At 35.6% G+C, this 430-nt stretch carries 1 protein-coding gene; it reads right to left on the bottom strand.

The features are described 5' to 3' along the window. Positions 1 to 99 precede the first annotated feature (99 nt). On the bottom strand, positions 100 to 430 hold a 331-nt coding region (locus tag H4J75_RS20015; protein ID WP_220465377.1), incomplete at its 5' end, for a hypothetical protein.

A 430-nucleotide genomic window follows, 5' to 3' on the forward strand; every position in this document is an offset into this window, starting at 1 on the left:
TAACGCCTTGCTAAGCGGCGCAAAATAGTTGGCTAAAATGCGAGGAACGAAGCGCAGCCAACTGTTATGCGTCCGTTTGAGCAACTTGTTATATGTGATTTACCACAAAAAAGGCCCGTATGTTTTCGATGAGCCATCTAATCCATTGTAAACAGTGATGTACTGTAACTCATTGTTTTTACTTTTATATAACGAATACGCTAAACCGTCCAGAATAATTGGATCATTAAGGTTACACATAGTGTGACTTTTTGAGGTTAGTTGTGCATTTGACTCGTTAACTTTAATTAGTTTGCTGGTATTCAGTTTGTTTAAGATGAATTCTATGTCTGACTCACTGCATTTAACAAGCTCAAAAGCGAATAAATTAAAACTGATAAGAAAACTAAAAATCAAAATATTACGCATAAGTTCCATTGCATATAACGCC

Source organism: Colwellia sp. BRX10-1, assembly GCF_014077545.1.
Lineage (GTDB): Bacteria > Pseudomonadota > Gammaproteobacteria > Enterobacterales > Alteromonadaceae > Colwellia_A.